Annotated in this window: 1 pseudogene; it reads left to right on the forward strand. The window is 54.1% G+C overall.

Features of this window, described 5'->3' with window-relative positions:
• Positions 1-327: pseudogene (locus HBA93_RS19900) on the forward strand (hypothetical protein); the annotation flags it as partial.

Raw genomic sequence — 327 nt, forward strand, 5'->3', positions numbered from 1 at the left:
TGCATGCGCACTCCGTTTGAATACGAGCGGGCATATCTGGTTAATCTGCTCTGCCTGATCTGCACCCCTGACGGGCAGGATTCCACCTATGACGGCATCAGCGCATTGGCTGGCGCGACCATTGATGAGGCGTACAAATATTTCAGCGACAGCCGCAACCCGAAGCGCTATTCGGCATCGGATTCCTTTGAAGTCGATGCAGCTCTGAATGAGCTTGGATTTGAGGTCGATTCCGCGACGACGTGGTTCGAGATCACCGATTACCTCTTTTCCAAAGGCCGTTACCATGAAGCGGCACTAGCGCAGCGCTATGCTGTTCCGACAATC

It is taken from the genome of Ochrobactrum sp. SFR4 (assembly GCF_019730395.1).
Taxonomy (GTDB): Bacteria; Pseudomonadota; Alphaproteobacteria; order Rhizobiales; family Rhizobiaceae; genus Pseudochrobactrum.